Source organism: Streptomyces sp. NRRL F-525, assembly GCF_000716605.1.
Classification (GTDB): Bacteria; Actinomycetota; Actinomycetes; order Streptomycetales; family Streptomycetaceae; genus Streptomyces.
The window spans coordinates 1-24,490 of the sequence record NZ_JNXE01000015.1; the positions used below are offsets into that span (position 1 = coordinate 1).

The window sequence follows — 24,490 nt, forward strand, 5'->3', positions numbered from 1 at the left end:
GTACTGCAGGGGGGACCCTGTGGGAGAGTAGGACGCCGCCGAACAAATATTGCGAAAACCCCCGTACCGTTAATTCGGTACGGGGGTTTTCTGCGTTTAGGCTCAGTGGTATGCGCTATGACCTCGTGATCTTCGACAACGACGGTGTCCTCGTCGACAGTGAGCCGATCTCCAACAGGCTCCTGGCCAGCTATCTCACCGAGCTCGGGCACCCGACCTCCTACGAGGAGTCCCTCCGTGACTACATGGGCTCCGCGATGCACCGCGTCCACGATCTCGTCGAGGAGCGGACCGGGCAGCGGTTGCCGGACGACTTCGACGATGTCTTCCACGCCCGCGTGTTCGCCGCGTTCGAGCGGGAGTTGAAGCCGGTCGCCGGGGCCGTCGACCTGCTGGAGAGGCTGGTCGCGGACGGGGTGCCGTACTGCGTGGCCTCGTCCGGGAGCCATGAGCGGATTCGGGTGGGGCATCGGACGACGGGGCTGGACGAGTGGTTCGAGGAGGAGTGGGTGTTCAGCTCCGAGGACGTGGGGCGGGGGAAGCCCGCGCCGGATCTCTTCCTGTACGCGGCCGAGCGGATGGGTGTCGCGCCGGAGCGGTGTGTCGTCGTAGAGGACAGTCCGCTTGGGGTGCAGGCGGCTGTTGCTGCTGGGATGGATGTGTATGGGTTCACTGCCATGACTCCTGCTGAGCGGCTCTCCGGGGTCACTCAACTCTTTGGTGACATGGGGCAGTTGGCTGACCTGTTGGAATGACCTCGGGCAGCATCGGGGCGCTGACATTTGTCATGCCGAGGTCCGGACGATCGGTTCTACTGGTGGGTCGGGGCCTCGCGGCAAGCTGAGGGCATGACGACGAACACGGGCTCCATGAAGAAGAACTTCGGGCCGCTCCTCGCGGATGTGGCGGTGCCGATCGGGTCGTACTACCTGCTGAAGAGCGGGTTCGGGATGGGCACGGTGGCGGCGCTGGGGTGGAGCAGTGTCGTGCCGGCGGTGCGGACCGTGTGGGGGGTCGTCGCGGAGCGGACGGTCAACGCGTTCGCCGTGCTCATCCTCTTCGTGAACGTCGTCGGGCTGCTGCTCAGCCTCGTGGCCGGTGATCCGCGGCTGATGCTCGCGAAGGACAGTGGGATCAGCAGTGTCGTGGGGATCGGGATCCTCGTGTCCGTGATGATGGGTAAGCCGATGATGACCGCCGGGATGAAGCCCTTCCTGGTGAAGGGCAACCCGGAGCGGGAGGCCGCGTTCGAGCGGCTGTTGAGCGGGTCGGTGGCCTTTCGGCGGGCCGAACGGCGGTTCTCGCTGGTGTGGGGTGTGATGCTGCTCGCGGAGTGCGTCGCGCGGGTGGTCGGCGTGTACACGCTGCCCGTGGACACCATGGTGTGGCTCGGCACGGTCGTGATGATCGGCACGATCGCCGTGACGTCCGTGGTCAGTGGCGGTGTCGCCGTCGGGCCGATGGCGGAGATGATCGACGCGGAGCTGAAGGCCGGGGACGCCCCCGTACCTGCGGTGATGCCCTCGCTGGTCGCCGCTCGGTAAAGCTGAGCAGAATTCATCTTTGGCTGGATCTACCCACGAGTACGCCGGGGCCCTTACGCTCGCCGCCATGACAGATGTGCTGCGGCGCGGTAGGGCCTCTTTGGCGTTCAGCTTCTTCGCTCAGGGCGCCACCTTCGCGCTGCTCGTGACACGCATCCCGGCGATCCAGGACCGGTACGGGGTCTCGGACGGACTGCTGCCCGTCTTCCTGGCCGCCGTGCCGATCCTCGCCGGGGTCGGGAGCGTGACCACCGAGCAACTCGTGAAGCGAATACGGCCCAGCGTGCTGCTGCGCTGGTCCCAGCCCGTCGTCCTCCTGGCGCTGCTCGGGGTCGGGGCGGGCGACAGCATGGCCGAACTGGCCGTCGCCCTGGGCGCGTTCGGGCTCGGGGTGGGTGCGCTGGATGCCTCGATGAACATGCTCGGGGTGAGCCTTCAGCGGACGTACGGGCGAAGCATCATGCTCAGTTTCCATGCCGCGTACAGCCTGGGCGGGATCGTGGGGGCCTCGCTGGCCTGGGCCGGGGCGCACTGGCATCTCGCGTTGTGGGTGTCGTATCTGCCGGTCGTGGTGGTGTTGTTGCCCGCCGCGCTGGTGGGGAGTCGGTGGTACGTCGACGGGGGTGCGCCGGGGAGCGAGGTGGAGGGCGCGGAGGCTGGGCCGCTTGTTTTCAAGTTGCTGCTGCCGTTGTGTCTGGTGATGACCTTCGCCTATATCGGGGACTCGACCGTCTCCAACTGGAGTGCGAAGTATCTGAAGGACGTGCTGGGGAGTTCGGAGCAGGTGGCGACTGTTCCGTACAACGTCTACATGGTGATGTGCCTGGTCGGGCGGGGGATCGGGGACCTGGGCGTGCGGCGGTTCGGGGCGGTGGCGGTGGTGCGGCTGGGGGCTGTGGTGGCCGCGGTGGGGTTCGCCGTGGTGGCCGTGGCGCCGGGGGCCGGGGTCGGGATGCTCGGGTTCACGTTGCTGGGGCTCGGGTTGTGTGTGCTGGTGCCGCAGACCTTTGCTGCGGCCGGGCGGTTGTTCCCGGGGGCTTCGGATACGGCCATCGCGCGGCTCAATGTGTTCAATTACGTGGGGTTTCTGATCGGTTCGCCGTTGGTGGGGGCGCTGGGCGATGCCTGGAGTTATCGCGGGGCGATGCTCGTGCCGATGGTGTTGGTGCTGGTGACGTTGGTGTACGCCCGCTCGTTCGCGCCGCAGGCGGGCCGGTACGGTGACGGGCATGAGCGGGCGCGCACAGCTGATGTGGGACGAGGCAGTAACGGGCTATGACTTCGGCCGGGACCATCCGATGGACCCGGTCCGGCTCGCCCTGACCCGGAGACTCGTCGACGCCTTCGGGCTGGATGAGGTTGTGGACGTGGTGGCGGCCAAGGCCGCTGGTGATTCGACGTTGCGGCTGGTCCATCGGGAGGACTACGTCGAGGCGGTGAAGGCGGCCTCGGCTGATCCGGAGTCGGCCGACGGGGCGTATGGGCTGGGCACGATGGATGATCCTGCCTTTGCCGGGATGCATGAGGTGTCGGCGCTGATCGCCGGGCAGTCGGTGGGGGCGGCGGAAGCTGTGTGGGGCGGGGACGCTCTGCATGCCGTGAACTTCTCGGGTGGGCTGCATCATGCGATGCCTGGGGCTGCTTCCGGGTTCTGTATTTACAACGACGCCTCGTTGGCCATTGCCCGGCTGTTGGAGCTCGGGGCCGAGCGGGTCGCGTACGTCGATGTGGATGTGCATCACGGGGACGGGGTCCAGGCCGCGTTCTGGGAGGACCCGCGGGTGTTGACGATCTCCCTGCATGAGCATCCTCGGACGTTGTTCCCGCAGACCGGGTGGCCGGAGGAGACCGGGGCCGGGAAGGGGGAGGGCTCCGCGGTCAATGTGGCGTTGCCTGCCGGGACCGGGGACGCGGGGTGGTTGCGGGCGTTTCACGCTGTCGTACCGGAGTTGATCGCGGATTTTCGGCCGCAGGTGCTGGTTTCGCAGCATGGGGCCGATACGCATTTCGAGGATCCGCTTGCTCATCTTGCGGTGTCGTTGGATGCGCAGCGGGCTGTGCAGGTGGCGTGTCATGAGCTTGCGCACGAGTACGCCGACGGGAAGTGGGTCGCGCTGGGTGGGGGTGGTTATGCCGTGGTGGAGGTGGTGCCGCGGTCGTGGACGCATCTCGTCGCGATCGCTGCGGGGCGGGAGATCGCGCCGGAGGCGGTGATTCCTGAGGGGTGGCGGCAGGAAGTGTTTGCTCGGACGCGGGAGTTGGGGCCGCAGCGGATGACTGATGGGCGGTGGCCTGTGGCGTACGCCGAGTGGGAGTCGGGGTACGACCCCGCGGATCGGCTTGACCAGGCTGTTCTGGCTACTCGGCGGGCGGTGTTTCCGTTGCGGGGGTTGTTGGCGTAGGTCTGCGGGGGATGTGCGGGTGGGTGGGGGTGGGTGTCGCGGGGATTTTTCGCCCCCGCCGCCCCTACCCGTCCCATCCCTGGGGGCTGCGCCCCCAGACCCCCGCTTCGGCCTGGACGGCCTCGTCCTCAAACGGCTGGATAGTGCCGGCCTGCGTTGAAGAGGCGCCGCCTGTGTCAGGTCATGCCGGGCTGGCTGGAATTGCCGGCCTGCGTTGAAGAGGCGCCGCCCGTATCAAGTCACGCCGGGCGGCGCTGAGTTGTGGCCGCCGGGGACGGCTGGTCAAACCGCCCCCGGCGTTCATGCGTCAGCCCGCCCGGCGTTCTTGCGTCAGGACCCCGGCGTTCGTGTGTCAGTCTCCCCGGCGTTCTTGCGTCTGGCCTCCCGGGTCTCGTGCGTCAGTCCGCCCGAATTTCGTGCGTCAGTCTCCCCGGCGTTCTTGGGTCAGTCCCCCCGGATTTCGTGCGTCCGTCTCCCCGGCGTTCGTCCGTCAGCCGCAGTGGCCCGAGTCCTCTGCCGACGCGTTGCCGATCGTGCCTCCCCAGGCGATGCAGGAGTCGCGGCCGTCGACGTAGACCGGGCCGGCGTAGCTCGTGTACGTACCGGAGTCGACGGACGGGTCGTCCGAGTTGCCTAGGGCGTCCAGGGTCACCGCCATGTTGATCCTGGTGCCGACGGCGTTGCGGACGGTCACGGCGCAGTTCTTGCCGGTGGACTCGTTCCAGGTGACGAAGACCTTGCCGGAGTTGCCGACCGGCGTGGAGTCGATGACCTTGTAGCCGGTGCCGCAGGCGCCGTTGTAGGTGGCGGCGGCTGCCGCCTTGGTCGTGGTTGCCGCCGATGCCGGGGCCGTGGCGGCCGCCGTGCCGGCGAGGGCCAGGACGGTGAGTGCGGCGGCGGTTGTCGTGCGACGGGACAGCTTCATCATGGTGTTCCCCCAGGTGGTGATGTGTCGGTCAACTCGCTTGGGACGGTTGGTCGTTCCGCCCCACGCAAGGTGAGACCCGGGGAGCCGTACGACAGTTGTGGTCCGTTGTGTCACCGTCCTGTCACCGGTGTTACGCCAACCGCGCGGTGTTTCCGGGGTTCCGGCCGTGGCCGGGGCCGCCGTCCGTCACCATCACCCTCGTGTTGAGCACCGGCGCCCTCCGCGCCCATCTGCTGGCCGCGCGGCTGGCCGGGCCCGTGGCCACCTCGCGGGAGGAGAGTCTGCGGAGTTATCGCGCCTTCGCCGCGCGGGACCCCCGGGTGCTGATCGGACTCGATCCCGAATGGACGTGGGGGGAGAGGGACTTGATCGGGTTGATGGCGGACAAGTGTGGGGTTTCGGCCGACCCGACGCACACTTCCGGGCATGATGTGATCGATCCCGAGCGGACGTTGATCGCTTTGGACGCCTTCGCCGATCGGTTGGGGGAGGTAGCGGAGCGGAGTGGGGCCGTGCTTCTCGGGACCGGGCATCCGCATCGACTGCTCGGGTTCTACGCCGCGTTGGCGGACGCCTTGTCGGCGGCGGGATGTGCTGTTCTCACCCCTGCGCAGGGTCTCTCTGTCGACATAACGACCCGGTTCGGTCTACGCACGTACAACCTTGACTACGTACACGGCGTCGCGCTCGTCCGCGAACCGGGCCCCGAACGCTCCGGTCGTGAGCCCGGCGCACACACGCACTCGCCGCTGCCGGTTCGTACCGTGCTGGGTGCGGCGGCGGAGGCCGGCGGGGCGCTTCCGGAGCTGGTGATCGGGGACCACGGATGGGTCTGCGGGGCAGGTCAGCTGGGGTTTGAGGCTATTGGGTTGGCCGATACGGACGACCCCGCGCTCTTCGTGGGGGAGGCCGAGGGGTCGGTGTCCGTCGTCGTTCCACTTGATGACGCCGTGCGGTCCGCTTACTACCGGCCGCTTACCCGCTACGTACTCAATCGAGCGTGTCTGTCACAGTAGGCCGCCGATGGCCGCCGATGGGTGCACCTCTTCCCCACTCGCATCACACGCCCCTACATTGGGGAGTGAGCACGCAACGACGAAGAGTCACCGGAAGGGGAAGCCGGTGACCGTCGAGTGCGGAAGGTTCAGGTGTGTCATGGCTGCAGCTGGCGAGAGGCCTCTGAACGAGGTTCAGTTCCTTACCGTGGCGGAGGTCGCCTCGGTGATGCGAGTGTCGAAGATGACCGTGTACCGGTTGGTGCACAGCGGTCATCTGCCCGCTATCCGGGTGGGGCGGTCCTTCCGCGTCCCCGAGCAAGCGGTACACGAGTACCTTCGCGAGAGTTATGTGGGGGTGGAGACAGCCTGAGGCGATACCTCGATTACGACCTCAGCGCTCGGACGGGTAGGCTGGCCCCTTGTAGGTCGTATGGGCCCATGATGCCCAGCACCGAGTGATGAGAAGTGAGCGAGGGTAGTCGTGGGCTCTGTTATCAAGAAGCGGCGCAAGCGGATGGCTAAGAAGAAGCACCGCAAGCTGCTGAAGCGCACGCGCGTGCAGCGTCGTAACAAGAAGTAGGCGACGCGGCGCCGCGAGAGCGTCTCCTGTGGCCCCCCACCGAATTCGGTGGGGGGCCACAGTTTTGTTCCGGACTTCCGTCGGTCAGGCGGTCATGCGGTCATCACAGCGCAACACCTAACCGCTAGGTTGGCCGCACACGGGTAACTCAGAAGGAAGGCGCTGATCTTGGGGAAGGTCGTGCTCGTGACCGGAGTGGCCCGTCAGCTGGGGGGCCGGTTCGTACGTCGGATCCAGCGGGATCCGCGGGTCGACCGGGTGATCGCCGTGGACGCGGTTCCGCCCGGGCACCATCTCGGGGGCGCGGAGTTCATCCAGGCCGACATCCGGCAGCCCACCATCGCGCGGGTGCTCGCCGAGTCGGGCGCCGACACGGTCGTCCACATGGACGTGACGGGCACCGCCCTGGGCAGCGGCAGCCGGACCACGGTCAAGGAGACCAACGTCATCGGCACCATGCAGCTGCTCGGCGCCTGCCAGAAGTCACCGGTCGTCAAGCGCCTGGTGGTGAAGTCCAGCACGAACGTCTACGGCTCCGCCCCGCGCGACCCGGCCGTCTTCACCGAGGGCACCCCGCCGAAGTCCCTGCCGAGCGGCGGCTTCGCGAAGGACACCGTCGAGGTCGAGGGCTACGTCCGCGGCTTCGCCCGCCGCCGCCCCGACGTCGCCGTGTGCGTGCTCCGCTTCGCCAACATCCTTGGTCCTACGGCCGATTCACCGCTCGCGTCGTACTTCTCGCTGCCGGTCCTGCCGACCGTGTTCGGCTACGACCCGCGGCTGCAGTTCGTGCACGAGGACGACGTGATCGACGTCCTGCGGATCGCCTCGCACGACCCGGAGCGGGGCACGCTCAACAGCGGCACCTTCAACATCGCCGGGGACGGCGTCCTGCTGCTCTCCCAGTGCTCGCGGCGCCTGGGCCGCCCGACCGTGCCGCTGCTGCTGCCGGCGGTCACCTGGGCCGGTTCCCTGGTGCGTACGCTGGGCATGACGGACTTCTCCCCGGAGCAGATCCGGCTGCTCACCCACGGCCGGGTCGTGTCGACGGTGCAGATGCGCGAGACGCTGGGGTACAAGCCGAGGTACACGACCGCCGAGACCTTCGCGGACTTCGCGCGCAGCCAGGGCCCGGGGCTGCTGCCGCCGGAGGTCCTCGCGGGGGCCGTCGACCGGATCGCCGCGCTGTCCCGGCCGGACAGCGGCCACCCCCCGACGCCGAGCGCCAACTGAGGAGCGCATCAACGATGGCGGATGCCAAGGTCATTCCGTTCGACGACGACCGGTCCCGCGCCAACGGCGTGCAGCGGCCGCAGCGGCGCCGGAGCACGGGGAACCGGCGCAAGAACGGCGAGCCCGCGCTGGTCCGTGAGGTCCAGTCCCTGCCGGGGCGGGACTTCGCGCAGGATGATGTTCCTGTGACGCGTGAGGAACATGAGCCGGAGAAGCCGCAGGCCGAGGAGATCCAGAGCCTCCAGAGCGCCCTGGAACGCCGGGTCGCCCACGGCCTGTCGTTCCTGCGGCGCCGGCTCACCGGGGACTACGAGGTCGACGACTTCGGCTACGACGAGGAGCTCACCGACGAGGTCCTGATGCCGGCGCTGCGCCCGCTGTACGAGAAGTACTTCCGGGTCGAGGTCAAGGGCATCGAGAACATCCCGGCGGAGGGCGGCGCGCTGATCGTCGCCAACCACTCCGGGACGCTGCCGCTGGACGGCGTGATGATGCAGATCGCCGTCCACGACAACCACCCGGCGGGGCGGCACCTGCGGCTCCTCGCGGCGGACCTCGTCTTCATGCTCCCGGTGGTCAACGAACTCGCCCGCAAGGCCGGTCACACCCTTGCCTGTGCGGAGGATGCCGAACGGCTGCTGGGGCGGGGGGAGTTGGTCGGTGTGATGCCGGAGGGCTTCAAGGGGATCGGCAAGCCGTTCAGTGAGCGCTACAAGCTCCAGCGGTTCGGGCGGGGCGGGTTCGTCTCCACCGCGTTGCGCAAGGGGACGCCGATCATTCCGTGCTCGATCGTCGGGGCCGAGGAGATCTACCCGATGATCGGCAACTCGAAGACGTTGGCCCGGGTTCTGGGGTTCCCGTACTTTCCGATCACGCCTACGTTCCCCTGGCTGGGGCCGCTGGGTGCGATCCCGCTCCCGACGAAGTGGACGATCCAGTTCGGGGAGCCGATCCCTACGGATGGTTATCCGCCGGAGGCCGCCGAGGATCCGATGCTGATGTTCAACCTGACCGATCAGGTGAGGGAGCAGATTCAGCACACGTTGTACAAGTTGCTGGTGCAGCGGCGGTCGGTGTTCTTTTAGCTTGGTTCCGCAGTTTTTTGGCTGCGGGTCGGTGGGGGCTGGTCGCGCAGTTCCCCGCGCCCCTAAAAGCAAAAGACATGGGCGCCCCTCGTTGGAGGGGCGCCCATCGGGTTAGTTCGCGTCCTCGCTGTCGATGCCCAGGCCCGGCAGCAAGCCCGGCAGCAGTGGTGGCAGCGTGACGTCCGGCTCGGTGATCGATGGCTTGCTCGCGGACGGGGACTCCGTGCCGGAGGCCTTCGGGGGATCCAGGAGGCCGCCCGTGTTGCCGCCGAGGAGGCCGTCGCCGGTGGTGGCGGACGAGCTCGGGGTGCTGGAGTGGCTGGTCTCCGAGGAGCCGTCGGTCGTGCTCGGGGTCGTCGAGCGGTGGGTGTCGGTGGAGCTGCCCGGGGAGGTCCGGTCCGGAGCGCGGTGTTTGCCGGTGCCGGGGGTTGTCGCCGGGGGCTGGGGCAGCAGCGACTGGAGCGGGGCGACCTCTTCGTCTATGGCGTCGAAGACCGAGGAGACCTGGTCGCTGACGTCGCCGAGCTGGACGGGGAGGCGGTCGCGCAGGGCGCCCCAGGCCTCGCGGTGCGAGCGGGAGAACGCGGAGAGGGCCTGGATGGGGCCCAGCGAGTTCGGGTCCTGCTCGTACGCCTCGTGCAGCAGGCGGTGGCCCTCGGACGCGTCGTGCGTCATCCCGGACAGCGTGCGGCGGATCTCGCCGAGCTGCTCGTGGTCGAGGTGGCCGCCGCGGTCCCGCTCGATCAGCCGGCGTGCCTCGCTCAGGCGGTTGGACGCCTGGTCGAGGTAGGCCACACCGCGCTGGTCGTCGCCGTCGGACAGGTAGTTGAGCTTGAAGTCCTCGATGCCGCGCTTCAGGCCGTAGAGCGAGTCACCGGGCAGGGCGCCCGAGCTCGCCGCGGCCACTCCGCCGAAGGCACCCGCCGCGACCCCGACGCTCAGTCCGCCGGCCGCGAGGCCCTTGGTGAGCCGGGTGCGCGGCCGCAGCTTGCCCAGACCGGTGGCCCGGTGCGCACCCCGAGACCGGGGGGAGCGCTGCTCCGGTACCGAGGGTCCGGGTGCCTCGCCTTGCAGCATGGCCTCGAACGCGGCGACCAGCTGAGCCCGCTGGACCACCTTGACCTCGGGGTCCAGCACGGGTTTGGGCAGCTCGCCGAGACCTGCGGCGAAGGCCAGCATGCGGCCCTGCTCGGTCTGTTCCGCAGCAGCCGGGGCCGGGGCCGGTCCTTCGGACTGCTCGGCCGCCGTGCCCTGGTCGGACTGCTCCTCTTCCAGGGCCTGGGCGAAGGCGTTCGCCCGCCGGTGCGCCGATACGTTCGCGATCACTGGCGGCACCTCCTCTCGCGTCATGACGGTCGACTCCCCAGGGGGTCCTGAGGGTTGCACAGCCTGACCGCATCCACACGATCGAGTGATCGGGGAGGGTCAGGTCGTGACCACAGGGAGCCTGTATCCCGCACAACGAGTGGCGCGGCACTTGGGTTACGGACGACGGATGATCCGACCGCGAACTCAACGGACTTTCACTGAGCGCGAGTTGGGCGTTACCGAGCGTATGCCGTCAGCGGGCGTCGTCCGGGAGGAGCCGGGCGAGAGTGCGCACGGCCCGGTACTGGAGGGTCTTGATCGCACCCTCGTTCTTGCCCATCACGCGGGCGGTCTCCGCGACGGAGAGGCCCTGCAGGAAGCGGAGCGTGACGCACTCCTGCTGCTGCGGGTTGAGCCGCCGTACGGCGTCGAGCAGTGCGGCGTTCGACAGGGACTCCAGTACGGAGTCCTCGGGGGAGCGCTCGACCTCGTTGGCGTCGAGCATCTCGCCGGTGGTCACTTCCAGCCGGAAGCGGCTCGACTTGAAGTGGTCGGCTACCAGGTTGCGGGCGATTGTCACCAGCCAGGCGCCGAAGTCACGACCCTGATAGGTGAACGTGCCGATGCGGCGCAGGGCGCGCAGAAAGGTCTCGCTGGTGAGGTCCTCGGCGGTGGCTTTGCCTCCCACTCGGTAGTAGATGTACCGGTACACAGTGTCGCTGTACTGGTCGTAGAGGCGGCCGAAGGCGTCGGCTTCGCCGGCCTGGGCACGCTCCACGAGGTCCATCATCCGGGCGCTGTCGCTGTCAGCGGCCGGACGGCGTGCGGTGGCGGCGCCGGCCGAGCGCCCTCGTCTGCCAACAGCCGCGCCGCCGTCGGCCAGTGCATAGCACGGGCCTACGGGTGCGGTGGTGGCGAAGGCGGCGGGGACGGCGTACGCGGTGGGGACGAAGCCGCGCAACAGGTCTTGGACCGTTGCGCGCAGCGTAGCCAGGCCCGAGGCGTCAACCCCGACGTGTGGGTACACGGGACTCCCAGAGGCAGAGCTTCCATCACGTGCAGTACCGGAACATTCACCCGTCGTAGCGACGGAGGGGTACCGGATTGCGTCTGAGGAGAATAACGCTTCGTGCAGGCACTGCTACACCCAGTTGCTCAAATCATCGATTACGTCGCTTCTGTAACCGGTTGGCGCCCGATCAAGTACCGCAGAGTGACCGGTTGTTGATCAGAACGGTCCGAATTCAGTCAGGGACCGGGGCGTGTTGTGGCCGTGTGCAGCCAACGTGACTGGACAGGGGGTTACGCGGGTACGACCCGTGGATTGGCTGTGTTTACCGCGTCACCGGCGTCGGCGGTGCAATGCGATCGCCGCGGCCGTGCCGCCCGCCACCGCGCCCACGCCGGCCGCCGCCGGGATGCCGACCTTGGCCGCGCGGCGGGCCGTGCGGTAGTCGCGCAGCCGCCAGTCCAACTCCCGCGCGTGCTTGCGCAGCTTGGAGTCCGGGTTGATGGCGTAGGGGTGCCCGACCAGCGAGAGCATCGGGATGTCGTTGTGCGAGTCGCTGTACGCGGCGCAGCGGGACAGGTCCAGGCCCTCCGCCGCCGCCAACGCCCTTACCGCCTCCGCCTTCGCGGGGCCGTGCAGGGGTTCGCCGACCAACTTGCCCGTATAGACGCCGTCGACGGACTCCGCGACCGTGCCGAGCGCGCCGGTGAGGCCGAGGCGGCGGGCGATCACATTGGCGATCTCCACCGGGGCCGCTGTGACGAGCCACACCTTCTGACCGGCGGCCAGGTGCGCCTCGGCGAGGGCGCGGGTGCCGGGCCAGATGCGCTCGGCCATGTACTCGTCGTAGATCTCCTCGCCGATCGACTGGAGTTCGGCGACGCGGTGGCCCTTGACGATGGACAGCGCGGAGTCGCGCGCCTCCTGCATGTGCTCGGGGTCCTCGAAGCCGGCGAGCCTGAACCAGGCCTGCTGCCAGGCGAATCGGGCGAGGTCGCGGGTCTCGAAGAACTTCCGCTTGTACAGGCCCCGGCCGAAGTGGAAGATCGACGCGCCCTGCATGACGGTGTTGTCCAGGTCGAAGAACGCGGCCGCTCTGTCGTCGCCGAGGACCGGGAACTCCGGTTCCTCCGTCGCTTTTTCGTCCGCGCGGGCATCCTGTATGTCCTGCGCGTCCTGCGACGACTTGCGCGCTGCCTCCGCAGAGGCCTCGCCTGCCAACACGCTCCGCGCCGTGGCGGAGCGCCTACGGGGAGTGAGCCATCCGAGAGCGGCCATGTCGTGAGCATAGCCAGTTTGTTCGGTGGTTCCGGAGCCGAGAGGTTCGGAGGCTGTGAACTCTCCGCGACCGGGCCGTTAAAGAAGTGCACCGGTGGCGCGAGAATGGTGTGCATGAGTCATCTCGTCACCCTCATCCGCAAGCCCGGCTGTCATCTGTGCGAGGACGCGCAGCTCGTCGTGGAGAAGGTCTGCGCCGACCTCGGGGTCCCCTGGGAGGAGAAGGACATCACGGAGGACCAGCGGCTGCACGACGAGTACTGGGAGCAGATTCCGGTCGTCCTCATCGATGGGAAACAGCACACCTTCTGGCGGGTGGACGAGGCCCGCCTGCGCCGGGAACTGACCAAGTAGTTCAACGCGCACCCGAACGTCGCTTAGGATCGACGGCGGTTTGGTCTCGGGGGCGGGAATTACGAGGAGTGTGGCGGTTTTGCCCCCTGGAATACGGCTGGGACGCGTGTGCGTGACCCCGGTCACGTTGGCCGGGCAAATCGGACACCATCTTTGTGCACGCGTTCACAAAGACATAGCCTGCTTCCGACGGGGCGGTCTGGGTACGTGTGACCGCCCACAGCCCCGCTCTACCCGCAGGAGCACCGTGGCAACTGGCCGAACTCACCGACCGGCGAGCCGTAGCCGAGGGATTCCCGAGGCCACCGTCGCCCGTCTCCCGCTGTACCTCCGCGCGCTGACCGGACTCTCGGAGCGCTCGGTGCCCACGGTCTCCTCCGAGGAGCTCGCGGCCGCCGCCGGGGTCAACTCCGCGAAGCTGCGCAAGGACTTCTCGTACCTCGGTTCCTACGGCACCCGCGGTGTGGGCTACGACGTCGAGTACCTCGTCTACCAGATCTCCCGCGAGCTGGGCCTGACCCAGGACTGGCCGGTCGTGATCGTCGGTATCGGCAACCTCGGCGCCGCCCTCGCCAACTACGGCGGGTTCGCCTCCCGCGGCTTCCGGGTCGCCGCCCTCATCGACGCGGACCCGGCGATGGCCGGCAAGCCCGTCGCGGGCATCCCGGTGCAGCACTCGGACGAGCTGGAAAAGATCATCAGCGACAACGGCGTCTCCATCGGCGTCATCGCGACCCCTGCCGGTGCCGCCCAGCCGGTCTGCGACCGGCTCGTGGCCGCCGGTGTGACGTCCATCCTGAACTTCGCGCCGACCGTGCTGACCGTCCCGGACGGCGTCGACGTCCGCAAGGTCGACCTCTCGATCGAGCTGCAGATCCTCGCCTTCCACGAGCAGCGCAAAGCCGGCGAGGAGGCCGCCAACGAGGCGGCGCACCCGGCCGCCAAGCGCCGCGGCGACTCCGCCGAGCAGGGCCCTGACGGGGACGTCCCCGCCGTGATGCCGGCATGAGTCTCCTCGTCGTCGGGCTGAGCCACCGCAGCGCGCCGGTCAGTCTCCTGGAGCGGGCCACGCTGAACGCGGACGCCCAGTTCAAGCTCCTCCAGGACACGGTCGCCGCCGAACCGGCCGCCGAGGCCGCGGTGTTGGCCACCTGCAACCGCATCGAGCTCTACGCCGACGTGGACAAGTTCCACGCGGGCGTCGCGGAGTTGTCCACGCTGCTCGCCCAGCACAGCGGCGTCGGACTGGACGAGCTCACTCGTTATCTCTACGTGCACTACGAGGACCGGGCCGTCCACCACCTCTTCTCGGTGGCCTGCGGCCTCGACTCGATGGTCGTCGGCGAGGGCCAGATCCTCGGCCAGATCAAGGACTCCCTCGCCAAGGCGCAGGAACTGCACTCCGCCGGGCGGCTGTTGAACGAGCTGTTCCAGCAGGCCCTCCGCGTCGGCAAGCGCGCCCACTCGGAGACCGGCATCGACCGCGCGGGCCAGTCCCTGGTCACCTTCGGCCTTCAACAGCTCTCTTCCGGTACGGCAGTTGAGGCCTGGGCCAAGGGGAAACGCGCCCTGGTCATCGGCGCCGGTTCCATGTCGTCGCTGGCCGCCGCGACCCTCGCGCGTGCCGGGGTCGCCGAGATCGTCGTCGCCAACCGCACCTCCGACCGCGCCGAGCGGCTCGCCCAGATCATCACGGAGAGCCCCGAAACGGACGTGTCCGCCCGCGCGGTACCGATGGATTCGGTGCCGTTCGAGCTGACACGTGCCGATGTGGCCGTGTCCTGCACGGGCGCCACGGGCCTGGTCCTGACGGCCGACGCGGTCGCCGGAGCGGTCGAGGGCCGGGTCTCACCGGACGCCACCGTCGGTCGTACGGCCGTAGCGGACGTCGTGCGCGAAGAGCTTCCGCCGACCTCCGTCGGGAGTGAGGACGGGTGTCCGCTGGACCTGTCCGCGGTGCAGGGGGCGAGTGGCTTCTCCGTGATGGGGGAGGCCGCCGTGGCCGGGATGGACGCGGCGACGCTGGAGCAGCACGCGGCCTGGGTCGGCGGCAGCGCCGTCGACCGGCGCGAGGCGGCCCGGAGCACGCCCGAGGCCGAGCTCATCACCGAACTCGCCACCATGGCCGCGACCGTCGGGCGCATTCCCGAGCGGCGCAGGCCCGAGCCCGTGGCCCACATCCCGCGCCCCGCGCCGGTGTTGTCGCTCCTCGACCTCGCGATGCCGCGGGACGTCGACGCGGCCGTGCACCGGCTGGCCGGAGTGCGGCTGGTGGACATCGAGTCGCTCGCCGAGGCCTCCGCGGACGCCCCGATGGCTGCGGACGTGGACGCGGTCCGGCGTATCGTCTCCGACGAGGTCGCGGCCTTCGGGGCAGCCCAGCGGGCCGCGCACATCACGCCGACCGTGGTCGCCCTGCGCGCCATGGCCGCCGAGGTCGTCGCGGGTGAGATCGCCCGGCTCGACGGACGGCTGCCCGGCCTCGACGACAAGCACCGCGCGGAGATCACCCAGACCGTGCGACGCGTCGTCGACAAGCTGCTGCACGCGCCGACCGTACGGGTCAAGCAGCTCGCGGCCGAGCCCGGCGGCGCCGGGTACGCGGACGCGCTGCGCACCCTGTTCGACCTCGACCAGGAGACGGTGGCCTCCGTCTCCCGGGCCGTAGAAGACTCTGAGATCAGCAAGAACCGAGGGCCAGCATGAGTAGCAAGGCTTTGAGGCTCGGGACCAGGCGGAGCAGACTCGCCCTGGCCCAGTCCGGGTTGGTGGCGGACGCCGTGAGCCAGGTGACCGGACGGCCCGTCGAGCTCGTCGAGATCACCACCTACGGCGACACCTCCCGCGAGCACCTCGCCCAGATCGGCGGCACCGGGGTCTTCGTGACCGCGCTGCGGGACGCGCTGCTCGGCGGTGAGGTCGACTTCGCGGTTCATTCGCTGAAGGACCTGCCGACCACGCAGCCGGACGAGCTGGTGCTCGCCGCCGTACCGGAGCGCGAGGACCCGCGTGACGTCATCGTCGCCCGGGACGCCCTGAAGTTCACCGACCTGCCCCGCGGGGCGCGCATCGGTACGGGCTCCCCGCGGCGCACGGCCCAGCTGAACGCGTACGCGCGCAGCCACGGCCTCGACATCGAGACGGTCCCGATCCGCGGGAACATCGACACCCGCGTCGGCTTCGTCCGGGACGGTGAGCTGGACGCCGTGGTCCTGGCCGCCGCCGGACTCAGCCGGATCGGCCGCCTCGACGACGTGACCGACTTCCTGTCGGTCGACACGATTTTGCCCGCCCCCGGCCAGGGGGCCCTGGCGATCGAGTGTGCCGCGGACAACGCGGACCTGATCGCGGCTCTCGGTGAGCTCGACGACCCGTTCACGCGGGTCGCCGTGACCGCCGAAAGGTCCCTGCTCGCCGCCCTGGAGGCCGGCTGCTCCGCCCCTGTGGGCGCGCTGGCCGACCTGCTGGCCGACGGGCAGATTGTCAAGGAAATGCGCCTGCGCGGAATAGTCGGCACGACCGACGGTTCGCGTACGGTGCAGCTGTCCACCACCGGTCCCGTGCCCGAGACGCATGACCAAGCACTGGCGCTCGGTCGCGAACTCGCCGCCGAGATGCTTGCCCAGGGCGCGGCCGGTCTGATGGGGGAGCAAGCCAAGTGAGCCCCACCACTCTTCCCGCCGCCGGTCCGGAACACGGGCACGTCACCTTCCTGGGTGCCGGACCCGGAGATCCGGGACTGCTCACACTGCGCGCCGTAGAGGCGCTGGCGAACGCGGACGTTCTCGTCGCCGAGCACGAGGTGCTCGACGTCGTACGTGCGCACGCCCGACCCGGCGTAGCCGTCGTGCATCCGGATCCGGGTCCTTCTTCGGACTCGTTCCCGGGCACAGGCACGCCTCAACTAACGGTTGTTGACGGTGCGTCAACAACCGTTGGCCTACCCGCTGTGCGGGATGCGGCACATCTTGTCATGGAGGCCGCGCGGGGCGGCAGGCGGGTCGTGCGTGCGGTGTCCGGCGACCCCGGACTAGATACGTACGCCGCCGAGGAAATGCTCGCCTGTGTCGCCGCGGGTGTGCCTTTCGAGGTCGTCCCGGGTGTCGCGGCGGCCGTCGGCGTGCCCGCGTATGCCGGTGTCCCGCTGCGGGACGCGCAGGGCGCGGACGTCCGGTTCGTGGACGCCCGTACCGCGTCGGACCGGTGCTGGACGGAGGTGGGGGCGTCGGACGGCACGGTGGTCGTGTCTACGTCCCTGGACTCGGTGGCTTCGGCCGCCGGTGAGCTTGTCGCTGCGGGTCGTAAGCCTGATACGCCTATGACCGTCACAGTGGCTGGTACGACCACTCGTCAGCGGACCTGGTCCGCGACGCTCGGGACGATCGCGCAGACGCTGAAGCAGGCGAAGGTGCTGCCGTCCCCTGATGGCGGCCGGCCGGTGATAGCCGTGGTCGGTGAGCGGTCCGCCGCCGCGCAGCGCGACCAGTTGTCGTGGTTCGAGTCCAAGCCGTTGTTCGGCTGGAAGGTGCTCGTGCCGCGTACGAAGGAGCAGGCGGCTTCGCTCTCCGACCAGTTGAGGTCGTACGGGGCTGTTCCGCACGAGGTGCCTACGATCGCCGTCGAGCCGCCGCGGACGCCGCAGCAGATGGAGCGGGCGGTCAAGGGGCTCGTGACCGGACGGTACGAGTGGATCGCTTTCACCTCTGTGAACGCGGTCAAGGCCGTGCGGGAGAAGTTCGAGGAGTACGGGCTTGATGCGCGGGCGTTCGCCGGGATCAAGGTCGCCGCGGTCGGGGAGTCGACGGCCAAGGCGCTGGTTGCCTTTGGTGTGAAGCCGGATCTGGTGCCGAGTGGGGAGCAGTCCGCGGCCGGGTTGCTTGAGGACTGGCCTCCCTATGACCCCGTTTTTGATCCGATCGACCGGGTGTTCCTGCCCCGTGCGGACATCGCTACGGAGACTCTCGTCGCCGGGCTGATCGAGCTCGGGTGGGAGGTGGATGACGTGACCGCCTATCGGACCGTGCGGGCGTCGCCGCCGCCGGCGGATACGCGGGAGGCGATCAAGGGGGGCGGGTTTGACGCCGTTCTCTTCACGTCCTCTTCCACTGTGCGGAACCTGGTGGGGATCGCCGGGAAGCCGCACAACGTGACCGTGATCGCGTGTATTGGTCCTGCTACGGCGAAGACGGCCGAGGAGCATGGGCTTCGGGTGGATGTGATGGCTCCGGAGCCGTCTGTGCACAAGTTGGCCGAGGCGTTGGCGAACTTCGGGTTGCGTAGGCGGGCGGCGGCTCAGGAGGCGGGGGATCCTGTTACCCGGCCCAGTGAGCGTCGGCCTGGGGCTCGGCGGCGTCGGACGACCTGAGGGTTCGGTTGCGGTGAGTGGGGGCGGGGGTCGCGGGGATTTTTCGCCCCCGCCGCCCCTACCCGTCCCATCCCTGGGGGCTGCGCCCCCAGACCCCCGCTTCGGCCTGGACGGCCTCGTCCTCAAACGACCAGCCCCGTCATGCGGCGGATGGTCGCTGAGACGCGCTTGCACCCGGCCGACTTCATCCTCCCGGCGTTTGTGCGGGAGGGGGTCAGTGAGCCGGTGCCGATCGGGGCCATGCCCGGGGTTGTGCAGCACACCCGGGACAGTCTGAAGAAGGCCGCCGCTGAGGCTGTTGCCGCTGGGATCTCCGGGATCATGCTTTTCGGGGTGCCGGAGGAGTCCAAGAAGGATGCCCTGGGGACGGCGGGCACCGATCCCGACGGGATTCTGCAGGTGGCCCTGCGCGATGTGCGGGCCGAGGTCGGGGACGAACTGCTCGTCATGTCCGATCTGTGTCTTGATGAGACCACCGATCATGGGCATTGCGGGGTGCTGGACGAGTTCGGGCGCGTCGACAATGACGCGACCCTTGAGCGGTATGCCGAGATGGCCCAGGTGCAGGCCGATGCCGGGGCCCATGTCGTCGGGCCCAGCGGGATGATGGACGGGCAGATCGGGGTCGTCCGGGACGCGCTCGACCAGATCGGGCGGGAGGACGTGGCGATCCTCGCCTACACCGTCAAGTACGCGTCGGCGTTCTTCGGGCCGTTTCGTGAGGCGGTCGGGTCCTCGTTGAAAGGGGACCGCAAGACGTATCAGCAGGACCCGGCCAACGCGCGGGACGCGATGCGGGAGTTGGCGCTCGACCTGGAGGAGGGGGCCGACATGGTGATGGTCAAGCCGGCCGGGCCCTACCTCGACATCCTGGCCAAGGTCGCCGAGGTCTCGGACGTGCCCGTCGCCGCGTATCAGATCTCCGGCGAGTACTCGATGATCGAGGCCGCCGCCGAGAAGGGCTGGATCGACCGGGACCAGGCGATCTTCGAGGCGCTCACCGGGATCAAGCGGGCCGGGGCGCGGAACATCCTCACGTACTGGGCGGTGGAGGCGGCGCAGAAGCTGCGCTGACCCGACCGTCGAACGCCCGCTGAACATCCGTCAATTGGCAACGCTTGGAGATCGTTCCGGCGTCGGGGTGATCTCGGTTCCCTCCCTCGGTAGGGTCTGGCGTGAAATCGCTGATGGGTGTGGGGAGTTGTGTCCCGGTTGGCGGCCTTGTGTCCGGTACTTATGCGGATTTGACGCGTCCGCATCAGTGTCCTTACCTTCTGCGCCTGGCCTGATCCGTTCTGGATGGTCCGAACGTCGATCCCTGGGGGACACCATGAGCTATTTCATCGAGGCACTGAAGAAGTACGCGGTATTCAGCGGGCGCGCGCGTCGCAAGGAGTACTGGCAGTTCGGTCTCTTCTTCGCGATCATCGCCCTCGTGCTGGTCGTCCTCGCGCTCGTGACCAAGGCGCCGGCCCTCTTCGGTCTGGTGGGCCTCTACTACGTCGCCCTCCTGCTGCCCGGCCTGGGTGTCAGCGTCCGTCGTCTGCACGACATCGGCCGCTCCGGCTGGTGGCTGTTCTTCTACATCGTCCCGATCGCCGGTCCCATCACCCTGCTGGTGTTCAACTGCACGGACAGCGCCCCCGGCGCGAACGAGTACGGCCCGAACCCGAAGGAAGCCGCCGGGATCCCGGCGCACGTCTGATCGCACGGGTCGTTCTGATCGCACCCGCCACGAGGCCCGTCAGGGCGTGGCCCCCGTCGACACCGACGACGTGGGGCTCACGCCGGACGGGCCTTCGTCGCGTACGCCCATGCCGTCCTTGCATCCCGAGAGCAGCAGCAGCGCGGTGAGTACGGCCGCCGTGGTGGCCAGGACGCGGATGCGGGTGCCGGTGCGGGCGGTGCGGGCGGGCATGGGGTCCCCCTCTGGAAGCGAAGCGTCATCGGGTGCAGCTTGGGCGGTCGCGCGGGGTCCGGTCTACGGCTGTCGCCGGATTCGGGACGCCGGGACCGTCCCGGCCGCGCTGACCTGCGGGGATGTCGGTTGGTGCGGGCACGTCGCGGGACGCCGGGAAGGGCGGTGGGGGCCGTCCCCCCGGACTTGGGCACCATCAAGTCCCGGCGGGAGTTAGGTTGTTGGCCACTGCTCTTGTTGCCCTTTGAATGACCCACTCTTCTGGGAGACGCGCATGCCCGGTGACGCCCTCAGCCAAGACCCCGCCGAGCTGAGAAGGAGGATCGACACCAGCAAGGCCCACCCGGCCCGCGTCTACGACGTCTTCCTCGGCGGCAAGGACAACTACCCCGTCGACCGCGAGGCCGCGGCCGCCGCGCTCGCCGCCAACCCGCGCGGGTATCTCGACGTACGGCACAACCGCGACTTCATGCGCCGCGCCGTGACCCGGCTGTCGCAGGAGCACGGGGTGCGCCAGTTCCTCGACATCGGCACCGGGCTGCCCACCGCGGAGAACGTGCACCAGATCGCGCAGGGCATCGAGCCCGAGTCGCGGATCGTCTACGTCGACAACGACCCGGTGGTCCTCGCGCACGCCCGCGCGCTGCTCACGAGCAGTCCCGAGGGCCGTACCGACTACATCGACGCCGATCTGCGCCGCCCGGCCGACATCCTCGAACAGGCCGCCAAGACCCTCGACTTCAACGAGCCGATCGCCCTGCTGCTGGTGGCGATCCTGCACTTCGTGGAGGACGAGGAGGCGTATCCGCTGGTGCGTGAACTGGTGGACGTGCTGCCGTCCGGCAGCCACCTCGTGCTCAGTCATCTGACCGACGAGATGCACCCGATCCCGGCCCGGGCGGTCCAACGGACCTACACGGAGCGGGGGTTCACCTTCGTATTCCGGTCCAAGGACGAGGTCGAGCGGCTCTTCACCGAGACCCCGGGCGTCACCCTGGACGAGCCCGGTGTCGTCCCGGCGCACAAGTGGCACCCCGGTCCGGCGCCCGCGCCGCCGGTGGTCGAGCAGGCGTATTTCGAGAGTCTCGACGACATCGAGAAGATCACCTACCGGGACATCAACGACGTGACCGACGACGACATCAACGTCTATGGGGCGACCGGCAAGAAGGCCTGACGCCGGGGGCTCGGGGCGGGGGTGTCCGTCCGGATCGCGGAAACCTGTTTGTAGGCGGCACCTACCTTCCTACGCTGTCCGCCATGACCGTCATCGAGCCCGCCCCCGCCCCCGCCGTTCTCCCGCCGCTCGCCGCGCGCGCCCGTGCGATCGGGGGTTCGCCCGTACGGGACATCCTCGCCGTCACCGCCCGCCCCGAGGTGATCAACTTCGCGGGCGGGCTCCCGGCCCCCGAACTCTTCGACACGGCCGGTATCGCGGCCGCGTACCAGGCGGTGTTCGCGGAGACGCCCGCGCGGGCGCTGCAGTACGCGACGACCGAGGGCGAGCCGGTGCTCCGTGCCGCGCTCGCCGAGCGGAACTCGGCGCGCGGGCTGCCGACCGGTGCCGACGACCTCCTCGTCACCACCGGATCGCAGCAGGCGCTGTCGCTGCTCGCGACCGCGCTGCTGGAGCCCGGGGACGTCGTCCTCGTCGAAAGTCCCTGTTATCTGGCGGCACTTCAGGTCTTCGCGTTCGCCGGGGCGCGGGTCGTCGCCGTGCCCAGTGACTCCGCCGGGCTGGACCCCGAGGCACTGGACGAACTCGTCGTCCGGGAGCGGCCCAAGCTGCTCTACACCGTGCCGACCTTCCAGAACCCCACCGGCCGCACCCTGCCCGCCGACCGCCGGGCCGCCGTCGCCGCGGTCGCCGTGCGGCGCGGGCTGTGGATCGTGGAGGACGATCCCTATGGCGAACTCCGCTTCGAGGGCGAGCGGTTGCCGTGGATCGCGGCGCAGGAGGGTGCGGCGGACCGTACGGTGCTGCTCGGTTCCTTCTCCAAGGTGATGGCCCCGGGGCTGCGGCTCGGGTGGCTGCGCGCGCCGGCCGCCTTGCTGCGGGCCTGTGTTGTCGCCAAGCAGGCCGCCGATCTGCACACCCCGACCGTCAACCAGCTCGCCGCCGCGCGGTACTTGGCGGACAACGACCTGGACGCGCATGTGGCGCGGGTGGCCGGGGTGTACCGGGAGCGGCGGGACGCCATGCTCGGGGGTCTTGCCAACGCCCTTCCCGAGGAGTCCAGTTGGGAGCGGCCCGAGGGCGGCATGTTCCTGTGGGCGCGGCTCCCGGAGTCGTACGACACGACGGAACTGGTGTCACGCGTGCTGCGGCAGGACGTGGCCTATGTGCCGGGGGCGCCCTTCTACGCCGGGGAGCCCGACCGGTCGACGATGCGGTTGTGCTTCGTGACGCAGACGCCGGGGGAGATCCGGGAGGGGCTCAGGAGGTTGGGGGAGGGGCTGAGGGAAGGGCTGGGGGATTCCATCTCGGGGTAGTGCGCTTATGGTGGCCGAAGGTCCTTGAATCGGTGAATCCCCTTGGAAACGCGCCGAGTTGAACCCTGGGAGGAAATGCCATGGCACCGGTGCTCGTCGGACGTGAGGGTCTGCTGGCGGGAGAGCGCATCCCGATCGTCGACACCCGCGTCACCTTCGGACGCAACGCGGGGAACACGGTCGTCATCGCCAGCCCGAGCGTCTCGCGTTTCCACGCGGAGATCGTCTTCGACCAGGACGAGGGCTACGTCCTGCGCGACTGCGGCAGCAGCAACGGCACGCAGGTCAACGGGGAGGAGGTGGAGGCCCGGCTGCTGCAGCCCGGGGACGAAATCACCATCGGGGACCAGGAGTTCCGCTTCGAGGTCGCCGACGCGATGCAGACCCTGATGGCGCTCAACCTGCCCCGCTCCGTGACCCACCCGGAGGAAGAGGGTTCGCTGCTGCGGGTCACCGTCGTGGGCGGGGGTCCCGTCGGCCTCTCCATGGCCCTGCTCCTTGAGCACTTCCTCGGCGCGCAGGTGAAGATCACGGTCTACGAGGGCCGTTGGCGCAAGGACGGCCGCCGTGTCGTCTGGAAGAGCGAGGCCGAGGGCAATGTGCGGCGCCAGCAGGTGGTGACGGTGCAGAGCCGGCAGTACCTCGCGTGGCCGCAGTACGTCCAGGAGCGGCTCTTCGACCCCGAGCACTTCACCGAGATGTGGCCCTCGGGCCCGGACTCGATCGGCGACCACCACCCGCGGAACATGCGGATCGCCTACATCGAGGACACGCTGCTGGAGCTGGCGAACGAGAAGCGGGACCGAATACGGCTCATACCGGCCAAGTTCGACCCGGCGGAGCAGCGCGACGAACTCGCCAGCCAGCATGTGCTCGCCATCTGTGACGGCGGCCGGTCGCGCACCCGGGAGCACTTCGCGGCCAGGTTCGGCAAGGCGGACGAGTCGATCTACTCCCTCGACGGGGTCCATCTGCGGGACGTGGTCCTCGGGTTGCGGGTGAAGTCGGAACTCCCCGACCCCATGGCGATCCTGCTGACGGTCGCTCAGAACCGTTTCCTGCTCAACTCGTTGCGCGGCGAGGGCTTCCTCAACATGCGGCTGACCGACACCGAGTTGGGGGAGGTCATCGGCATCGACCCGGTCCGCCGGGTCTTCGAGGAGTGCATCGCCTCGCGCCCGTGCCTGATGAACCGCGACGAGCACGGCGACTTCCAGTGCGCGACCCACGGCACGCTGTTCCTGCCGGCGCTGATCAAGGGATCGCCCTTGTGGAAGCGCGTGCACGAGGGCCTACGGCTCTTCGACGTCTCCGACCAGGATCTGTCCGCGGTCACGAGCTTCCGGCTGGACATGGTGCAACGCCCGCGCTTCTCGGCCGAGTTGCTGCCGCCGACCGTCAACTCGCCCGGTACGTACGGCTTTCTGCTCGGCGACGCGGCCAACGCGATCCACTTCTGGCCGGGCCGGGGCCTCAACAGCGGCCTCGCGTCGGCGATTTCGCTGGCCCGCTCCCTCAACAGCGCCTGGAACGGCCGTCCGTTCCGCGACGCGGACTTCCTACGGCACGAAGCCGCGATGTCGATGCTCCAGTACCGGCACAAGAGCCGCGCCTGGAAGGCCATGGTCACCACCGACGACCAGGGCGTCACCTGGGCGATCAAGGACATCATCGACCACGGCATCGACGGGATCGCGGAGGAACCGGACCGCGAGGCGGACACGGCCACGCTGCTGGCCCGCATGGGTGCCATCCGCGACCGACTCGCCCCCCGCCTGGCGGGCATGCCGGACGACGAGGCGATCCTGGAGAGGCTCCAGACGCTGGAGTCCAGGACCCTGCGCATGCTCGTCCTCAGCGGCGCGTGGGACACCCTGACGATGGGCGGCGAGGAGGTCGACATCGACATCTTCTACGGCCAGGACTCGACGGCGGCGGCCGCGGCGGTGGAGGCGTTGGAGTCGGCGACGCAGCAGTGACCGGAGTTCGGCCGGTGAT

At 69.0% G+C, this 24,490-nt stretch carries 24 protein-coding genes; 19 read left to right on the forward strand and 5 right to left on the reverse strand.

Features of this window, described 5'->3' with window-relative positions:
• Positions 1–110: 110 nt before the first annotated feature.
• The 4 genes from OO69_RS21715 (at position 111) to OO69_RS21730 (ending at position 3,946) form a co-directional block, all read left to right on the forward strand.
• The gene (locus tag OO69_RS21715) at positions 111–755 is read left to right on the forward strand and encodes an HAD family hydrolase (protein ID WP_033282402.1); all 645 of its coding nucleotides are present in this window, start codon (positions 111–113) and stop codon (positions 753–755) included.
• 93 nt (positions 756–848) lie between these two features.
• Positions 849–1,544 carry a VC0807 family protein gene (locus tag OO69_RS21720; protein ID WP_033282403.1) on the forward strand — a complete coding sequence of 232 codons (696 nt, stop codon included), beginning with the start codon at positions 849–851 and terminating at the stop codon, positions 1,542–1,544.
• 67 nt (positions 1,545–1,611) lie between these two features.
• A complete protein-coding gene (locus tag OO69_RS21725) occupies positions 1,612–2,823 on the forward strand; it encodes an MFS transporter (protein WP_033282404.1) in 1,212 nt (403 codons plus the stop codon).
• Positions 2,774–3,946 carry an acetoin utilization protein AcuC gene (locus tag OO69_RS21730; protein WP_033282405.1) on the forward strand — a complete coding sequence of 391 codons (1,173 nt, stop codon included), beginning with the start codon at positions 2,774–2,776 and terminating at the stop codon, positions 3,944–3,946. The genes OO69_RS21725 and OO69_RS21730 overlap by 50 nt, the downstream gene beginning before the upstream one ends.
• A gap of 490 nt (positions 3,947–4,436) precedes the next feature.
• On the opposite strand, the gene OO69_RS21735 is transcribed toward OO69_RS21730, so the two are convergent.
• Positions 4,437–4,871: a hypothetical protein gene (locus OO69_RS21735; RefSeq protein ID WP_063744456.1), complete on the reverse strand. Its 435-nt coding sequence runs from the start codon at positions 4,869–4,871 to the stop codon at positions 4,437–4,439.
• A 203-nt stretch (positions 4,872–5,074) separates the two neighbouring features.
• On the opposite strand from OO69_RS21735, the gene OO69_RS21740 reads away from it, so the two are divergent.
• From OO69_RS21740 to OO69_RS21755, 5 genes are all read left to right on the forward strand, one after another.
• Entirely contained in the window at positions 5,075–5,890 is an 816-nt protein-coding gene (locus OO69_RS21740; protein WP_033282569.1) for a phosphatase, read from the forward strand.
• Between the two features lie 139 nt (positions 5,891–6,029).
• Positions 6,030–6,242 carry a helix-turn-helix domain-containing protein gene (locus OO69_RS21745; protein WP_004984898.1) on the forward strand — a complete coding sequence of 71 codons (213 nt, stop codon included), beginning with the start codon at positions 6,030–6,032 and terminating at the stop codon, positions 6,240–6,242.
• 111 nt (positions 6,243–6,353) lie between these two features.
• On the forward strand, positions 6,354–6,452 hold the full coding sequence (locus OO69_RS50265) for a 30S ribosomal protein bS22 (protein WP_003948845.1): 99 nt from the start codon (positions 6,354–6,356) through the stop codon (positions 6,450–6,452).
• Positions 6,453–6,620: 168 nt separating this feature from the next.
• The gene (locus tag OO69_RS21750) at positions 6,621–7,682 is read left to right on the forward strand and encodes an NAD-dependent epimerase/dehydratase family protein (RefSeq protein ID WP_033282406.1); all 1,062 of its coding nucleotides are present in this window, start codon (positions 6,621–6,623) and stop codon (positions 7,680–7,682) included.
• A 14-nt stretch (positions 7,683–7,696) separates the two neighbouring features.
• A complete protein-coding gene (locus OO69_RS21755; protein WP_033282407.1) occupies positions 7,697–8,767 on the forward strand; it encodes a lysophospholipid acyltransferase family protein in 1,071 nt (356 codons plus the stop codon).
• Positions 8,768–8,878: 111 nt separating this feature from the next.
• On the opposite strand, the gene OO69_RS21760 is transcribed toward OO69_RS21755, so the two are convergent.
• The 3 genes from OO69_RS21760 to OO69_RS21770 form a co-directional block, all read right to left on the reverse strand.
• A complete protein-coding gene (locus tag OO69_RS21760; RefSeq protein WP_033282408.1) occupies positions 8,879–10,093 on the reverse strand; it encodes a DUF5667 domain-containing protein in 1,215 nt (404 codons plus the stop codon).
• Between the two features lie 235 nt (positions 10,094–10,328).
• Positions 10,329–11,102, reverse strand: coding sequence for an ECF subfamily RNA polymerase sigma factor, BldN family (locus OO69_RS21765; RefSeq protein WP_026151088.1), 774 nt, complete (start codon positions 11,100–11,102; stop codon positions 10,329–10,331).
• 315 nt (positions 11,103–11,417) lie between these two features.
• Positions 11,418–12,362, reverse strand: coding sequence for an HAD family hydrolase (locus OO69_RS21770; RefSeq protein ID WP_051801142.1), 945 nt, complete (start codon positions 12,360–12,362; stop codon positions 11,418–11,420).
• Positions 12,363–12,467: 105 nt separating this feature from the next.
• Between OO69_RS21770 and OO69_RS21775 the strand changes: the two genes are divergently transcribed.
• The 7 genes from OO69_RS21775 (at position 12,468) to OO69_RS21805 (ending at position 19,786) form a co-directional block, all read left to right on the forward strand.
• The gene (locus OO69_RS21775; protein WP_033282409.1) at positions 12,468–12,716 is read left to right on the forward strand and encodes a glutaredoxin family protein; all 249 of its coding nucleotides are present in this window, start codon (positions 12,468–12,470) and stop codon (positions 12,714–12,716) included.
• Between the two features lie 247 nt (positions 12,717–12,963).
• On the forward strand, positions 12,964–13,725 hold the full coding sequence (locus tag OO69_RS21780) for a redox-sensing transcriptional repressor Rex (RefSeq protein ID WP_033282410.1): 762 nt from the start codon (positions 12,964–12,966) through the stop codon (positions 13,723–13,725).
• Positions 13,722–15,422 (forward strand): glutamyl-tRNA reductase, encoded by a 1,701-nt coding sequence (locus OO69_RS21785; RefSeq protein WP_033282411.1) that lies wholly within the window; start codon positions 13,722–13,724, stop codon positions 15,420–15,422. Before OO69_RS21780 ends, OO69_RS21785 begins: the two co-directional genes overlap by 4 nt.
• Complete coding sequence (gene hemC / locus OO69_RS21790) at positions 15,419–16,378, forward strand: hydroxymethylbilane synthase (protein WP_078652518.1); 960 nt, start codon at positions 15,419–15,421, stop codon at positions 16,376–16,378. The genes OO69_RS21785 and hemC overlap by 4 nt, the downstream gene beginning before the upstream one ends.
• Positions 16,375–18,081 (forward strand): uroporphyrinogen-III synthase, encoded by a 1,707-nt coding sequence (locus tag OO69_RS21795; RefSeq protein WP_078652519.1) that lies wholly within the window; start codon positions 16,375–16,377, stop codon positions 18,079–18,081. The genes hemC and OO69_RS21795 overlap by 4 nt, the downstream gene beginning before the upstream one ends.
• Positions 18,082–18,222: 141 nt before the next feature.
• Positions 18,223–19,155: a porphobilinogen synthase gene (gene hemB / locus OO69_RS21800; protein WP_033282414.1), complete on the forward strand. Its 933-nt coding sequence runs from the start codon at positions 18,223–18,225 to the stop codon at positions 19,153–19,155.
• A gap of 256 nt (positions 19,156–19,411) precedes the next feature.
• Positions 19,412–19,786, forward strand: coding sequence for a DUF805 domain-containing protein (locus OO69_RS21805; RefSeq protein WP_033282415.1), 375 nt, complete (start codon positions 19,412–19,414; stop codon positions 19,784–19,786).
• Between the two features lie 39 nt (positions 19,787–19,825).
• Here the strand turns inward: OO69_RS21805 and OO69_RS52535 are convergent, their stop codons facing one another.
• Entirely contained in the window at positions 19,826–19,999 is a 174-nt protein-coding gene (locus tag OO69_RS52535) for a hypothetical protein (protein WP_199810998.1), read from the reverse strand.
• A gap of 274 nt (positions 20,000–20,273) precedes the next feature.
• Here OO69_RS52535 and OO69_RS21810 point away from each other — a divergent pair, with 274 nt between their 5' ends.
• The 3 genes from OO69_RS21810 to OO69_RS21820 all read left to right on the forward strand — a co-directional run bounded on the left by OO69_RS21810 (position 20,274) and on the right by OO69_RS21820 (position 24,471).
• On the forward strand, positions 20,274–21,176 hold the full coding sequence (locus tag OO69_RS21810) for an SAM-dependent methyltransferase (protein ID WP_033282416.1): 903 nt from the start codon (positions 20,274–20,276) through the stop codon (positions 21,174–21,176).
• Between the two features lie 83 nt (positions 21,177–21,259).
• Entirely contained in the window at positions 21,260–22,492 is a 1,233-nt protein-coding gene (locus OO69_RS21815) for a PLP-dependent aminotransferase family protein (RefSeq protein ID WP_033282417.1), read from the forward strand.
• 80 nt (positions 22,493–22,572) lie between these two features.
• Complete coding sequence (locus OO69_RS21820; protein ID WP_033282418.1) at positions 22,573–24,471, forward strand: FHA domain-containing protein; 1,899 nt, start codon at positions 22,573–22,575, stop codon at positions 24,469–24,471.
• Positions 24,472–24,490: the final 19 nt, after the last annotated feature.